Genomic DNA, 4611 nt, shown 5'->3' with positions numbered 1-4611 from the left:
CGTCGGCGTGGCCGGGGCCGCGGTCGGGTCCGGGGCGCTGCTGGCGGCGGGAGTGGCGGCCACCGTGGCCGGGGCCCTGTCGATGGCGGTCGGTGAGTATGTCTCGGTCTCCAGTCAGCGGGACGCGCTCGTCGCGCGGTCGACCGCCGAGCTCGACGCCGACGAGGACGCGCTGACCAACCCATGGCACGCCGCCTGGGCGTCGATGATCGCGTTCATCGCGGGCGCGTTGGTGCCGCTGCTGACGGTGCTGCTGGCCCCCGCGAGCATCGCCGTGCCGGCCACCTTCGCCGCCGTGCTCGCCGCGCTGCTGCTCACCGGTGTCACCGCCGCGCACCTCGGCGACGCGTCGAAGCTGCGAGGCGCCTCGCGCGCCGTCCTCGGCGGCCTGGCGGCCATGACTGTGACCTGGCTCATCGGCTCGTTCGTCGGCATGCAGCTGTAACCGGCGATCAGCGAAGGCCGGATCTTGATGTGGATCAAGGCGCCCGGGCCCCGGATGCCGTGGAATGAGACCAACGGCGAGGAGCAGACCTCGCCACCTGAAAAGGAGAGCACCATGACCGCCCAGACCGTCCCCAGCACGACACCGGCGACCGAGCCCACAGTCCTCGACCGGCACGCCGACGAGGAGCTGGCCCAGCAGATCAGGATCCACCACGCCCACATGGTGGACGAGCTCGACCGGCTCACCGCAGCCCTGCGCGATGCCGCACCGGAGGTGGAGCAGGAGGTTCGCGGCCGGCTGGACGAGTGGTTCCAGGAGGTGCTGGTGCCGCACGCCGACGAGGAGGAGCAGACCACCTACCACGCTGCGAGCGAGCTGCCCGAGGGGAGGCTGCTGGTCGAGGCGATGGTGCGCGAGCACCTCCTGATCAAACGTCTGGTCGCGCTCTTCGGCGAGAGCGAGGGCGTAGCCGCGGCCGCCTACGGTCGGGCGGTCTACGAGGCCTTCGAGAGCCACCAGCGCAAGGAGAACGAGATGATCCTGCCGCTGTTGCTCGCGGCGCCGGGGGTGTCCCTGGCCGATGCGGTAGGCGGCGGACACGGTCACCAGACCGGGCACGGCCACGCCCACGGTTGAGGCCGGCCACGGCCGGGGTCGCGAGCACTCCGTATGGCGGATGCTCAGGCCCCGGCCGTCGCCGCGCGCAGCTCTGCGGGGTCCGGGATTTCGACCAGACCCTTGGCACCGAGTCGCACCAGCCCGGCGTCCTGCAGCGCGCCGAGCCGCCGGCTCAGGGTCTCCGGGGTCGTGCCGAGGTAGGAGGCCAGGTCCTTCTTGGTCGAGGGCAGCCGGAACGTCGTCGAACCGGCTTCCTGGGCCAGCTCGAGCAGGTGCTCGCCGAGGCGCCGGGCCACCGAGGCCCCGGTGATCGAGGAGACCTGCTGCTCGGCGTCGGCGAGCCGTGCCGAGACCGAGGCCAACATGCGCAACGCGACCTCGGGGCGTTCGCGCAAGAGCCGCTCGACCCGGTCGGCACCCAGAACGCAGACCTCCGCCGGCTCGAGCGCTTCTGCCCAGGAGTCGACGGATCGCCTCGTCAACAAAGACGTCTCGCCGTGGAAGTCCCCGGGGAAGAGGATCCGCAGCAGCTGCTCCGCGCCGGACTCGTTGATTCGGTGCACCTTCAACCGCCCGCGGTGCACGATCCGCAGCGCCGGGCGCTCTCCCGGCCGGTGCACCTGCTCACCCCGCTCATAGTGACGGTTCACCGCGACATCGGCGACCTGTCGCCGGTCGTCGGCGGACAGGTCCGCGAACAGCGGTACGAGGTTCACGCACGCCAGCCGGTGGTCGTGGCCGTCGCGCGACGCGGGGGTAGTCATCGTGGCCTCCTGACGTCATCCCACCACGGGTGGTCTCCGGGAGGCCAAAGTCGTGCCAGCGGTGGGTCCAGTAGTGCACCCGGGCCAGCGGTCGGGACCAGTTCCCGTGCGGAGGGTACACGTGGCCGGAGTGGCTTTGGCTGCGCTCTACCCTGAGCGAGCTGGCCCGCAGCCGTCGAGTGGCCTGCGGAGCGCGGCGCCGGTCAGCGCGCCGATAGCAAAATCTAGCGAATCTGCGCCACCGAACCCGCGCCCTCCTCAACGGCGATTCCGGATGGTGTACCCGCCGGGCGGTAGTCGTGGGTGTCAGCACGACACCCAGCTCTGGTTTCGGAAAGAGGTTCACCGCCATGGTGATCACCGGCGTCAACATCAAGCCCAACCGGACCGGCCTGCCCGGCATCCACGCCCTGGAGACGATGGTCGGCGCGCTGCTGACCTTCGGCCTGGTCGCCTCGGTGGCCGGGGTCGCGATCTCCGCGATCGCCTGGGCGATCGGGTCGCACAGCGGCAACCCGCACGTGGCGGGGAAGGGCAAGACCGGGGTGCTGGTCGCGATGGCCGCCGCGTTCCTGATCGGCGGCGCGACGTTCCTGGTCAACTTCTTCGACGCCCAGGGCGGGCACCTGTCATGACCCGCGTGACGGACTGGCTGTCGACCCACCGCCACACCGCGTTGGCGATGGTGATCGTGATGCTTACGGCGCTACTCGCACTGGCCGCGGTCGTCTCGCACCGGGCCACCCACCACCAGGCGAGCTCCCCTGCCGCGCCGGCCACCACCGAGCCGGCACGCCCGGCACCCAGCAGCGGCCACACCGCCCCGCAGGCCGATCCGCATTCGAAGGCGAGCCCGTTGAGCCGGGAGGACCGCAGCGCGTTGACCGGCAGCCTGCAGTGGCTGCGGTCCATGCAGCCCGTCACAGCGAAGAGGACGAGCGGGCAGCCGGTGATCAGTGCTCAGGACCGCTCCCAACCCGACCTGTATGCCGCGGCACTGGTCCGCGGGCTGCTCACCCAGGACTACGCCACCCCACGGTCGAACCTGCTGGCATGGGTGCAGTCCCAGGCCGCGGCAACGGCCGAGCCGTCCGTGGTCGGCCTGGTCCCCAAGGAGCTGCGGCCGAAGCTGGCGGTCGCCTCGGTCCAGGAGGGCTTCGACGGCCCCGGCCCGGTCCCGGCCCCCGGCGTCTGGGACACCCTGGCCGCCCGCCACGGCCACACCACCGTGCAGATCCAGCGGGTCACCGAACCGGTCACCTGGTCCGCCGCCCTCGCGAACGGGCAGATCAGCGACCCGGGCATCACCGCCCGCGAAGTCGACGCCCAGGTCACCCTGCACACCCGCCAGAACGGCCACCAGCACACCAGCGTCACCAGTGTCGCGCTGACCATTAACCTCGAAGGCCCGCCAACACGAAGGCATTACGGGCTGGTGCTGCTGGTGGACTACACCACCAAGCCGGTGACCTCGTCGTGAGCTGCCACGGCATCAACGCGATCAACCCGATCTGCCGGATCCGACAGGCCGCCACCGCCGCGACCCACGACGCGTTCAGCAACATCGCCGGCTGGTTCGCCCAGGCCGCGTCCAAGGCCACCACCTGGCTGTGGGACGAGCTGGGCTCGGCGACCTCGATCAACCTGGACTCCCCACACCTGGGCACCGACCTGGCCGTGACCGGCGCGATCGCCGCCGTGCTGTGCCTGGGCCTGTTCGTGCTGCAGGTCATCACCGCCACCCTGCGCCGCGAACCCGGCGCCTTGGGCCGGGCAGTCAAGGGCCTGCTGGTCGCGCTGCTCGCGTCGGCGTTCGCGCTGACCGTCGCCAAGATCCTGCTCGGCGTCGTCGACGCCCTGTCCGACGGGGTGGTGCGGTACGCGATGAACACCAACATGCCCGGCCTGGGTCGACAGTTGCAGTTGGCGAACCTGACCAGCGGTGGCCTGGCCAACCCGGCCGCGCTGCTGCTGTTCTCGATCGTCGTGCTCGCCGCGGTGGTGGTGGTGTGGGCGGCGATGATGATCCGCAAGATGATGATCATCATCGCCGCCGTGCTGACCCCGTTGGCGTTCTCCGGCGCGACCGCCGACATCACCCGCTCCTGGGTCCGGCGCTGGATCGAGTTCATGGCCGCGATGATCGTGTCCAAGCTGCTGCTGGTCATCATCATGATGGTCGGCATCTCCGTGGTCGAAGGCGCCGGACAATCAGGGAGTGGGGTGGGGCAGGGCGTCACCCAGCTGGCGACCGGGTCGCTGATCCTGCTGATGGGCGGCTTCGCCCCGTGGGTGGCGATCAAGATGTTCCACTTCACCGGCGACGCCCTGGCCGGCGCCCACGCGTATGCCGCGCAAGCACCCGCCGGCGCCGCCACCGTCATCGCCGCCCCAGCGAAGATGCACGCCCTGCACAGCCACGCCTCCACCGCCCTGTCCCGCAACAGCGCCGCCGGCGGGCAGATAGCCCGCGGTGACGCCAGCCAGTCGGGGGAGGCCACCACCGGAACCGGTGGTCAGTCCGGGGACAGCAGCCAGGCCATCTACGACCAGGCCGACCAACGCTCCACCACCGACACCGGCGCCGACACCGCCGCCCAGACCCCCTCGACCACCACCGGCAGGCCAGCGGTCGCGGCCGACGGTGGCGCGGAGAACATCGCTGCCGGGTCGGGATCCACCCAAACAGCAGCTTGTACGCCCGCAACGAGTGCCGGCTCCTCGGCGACCGGCGCGCCCGCGGGTGGAACGCGCGCCGCGTCCTCCGGTGCCGCGGCCGGG

6 protein-coding genes are annotated in these 4611 nt (G+C 71.2%); 5 read left to right on the top strand and 1 reads right to left on the bottom strand.

Going from position 1 to position 4611, the window contains the following annotated elements; all coding sequences use genetic code 11:
* The coding region (locus FRW57_RS17600; RefSeq protein ID WP_203230393.1) for a VIT1/CCC1 transporter family protein at positions 1-445 on the top strand (445 nt) is incomplete at its 5' end.
* Positions 446-559: 114 nt separating this feature from the next.
* Positions 560-1084: a hemerythrin domain-containing protein gene (locus tag FRW57_RS17595; RefSeq protein WP_162529405.1), complete on the top strand. Its 525-nt coding sequence runs from the start codon at positions 560-562 to the stop codon at positions 1082-1084.
* A 44-nt stretch (positions 1085-1128) separates the two neighbouring features.
* On the opposite strand, the gene FRW57_RS17590 is transcribed toward FRW57_RS17595, so the two are convergent.
* Positions 1129-1830, bottom strand: a complete 702-nt coding sequence (locus FRW57_RS17590; protein ID WP_152186606.1) for a Crp/Fnr family transcriptional regulator — start codon at positions 1828-1830, stop codon at positions 1129-1131.
* A gap of 350 nt (positions 1831-2180) precedes the next feature.
* Between FRW57_RS17590 and FRW57_RS17585 the strand changes: the two genes are divergently transcribed.
* From FRW57_RS17585 to FRW57_RS24815, 3 genes are all read left to right on the top strand, one after another.
* A complete protein-coding gene (locus FRW57_RS17585; protein WP_152186605.1) occupies positions 2181-2465 on the top strand; it encodes a DUF6112 family protein in 285 nt (94 codons plus the stop codon).
* Complete coding sequence (locus FRW57_RS17580; RefSeq protein WP_152186604.1) at positions 2462-3310, top strand: hypothetical protein; 849 nt, start codon at positions 2462-2464, stop codon at positions 3308-3310. Before FRW57_RS17585 ends, FRW57_RS17580 begins: the two co-directional genes overlap by 4 nt.
* Positions 3307-4611: hypothetical protein (locus FRW57_RS24815; RefSeq protein WP_152186603.1), on the top strand; the 1305-nt coding region annotated here is incomplete at its 3' end. The genes FRW57_RS17580 and FRW57_RS24815, both read left to right, overlap by 4 nt.

The organism is Segeticoccus rhizosphaerae (assembly GCF_009192725.1).
Lineage (GTDB): Bacteria > Actinomycetota > Actinomycetes > Actinomycetales > Dermatophilaceae > Segeticoccus > Segeticoccus rhizosphaerae.
The sequence above is the reverse complement of the archived record's forward strand: the minus strand, read 5'-3'. Positions and strand labels throughout refer to the sequence as shown.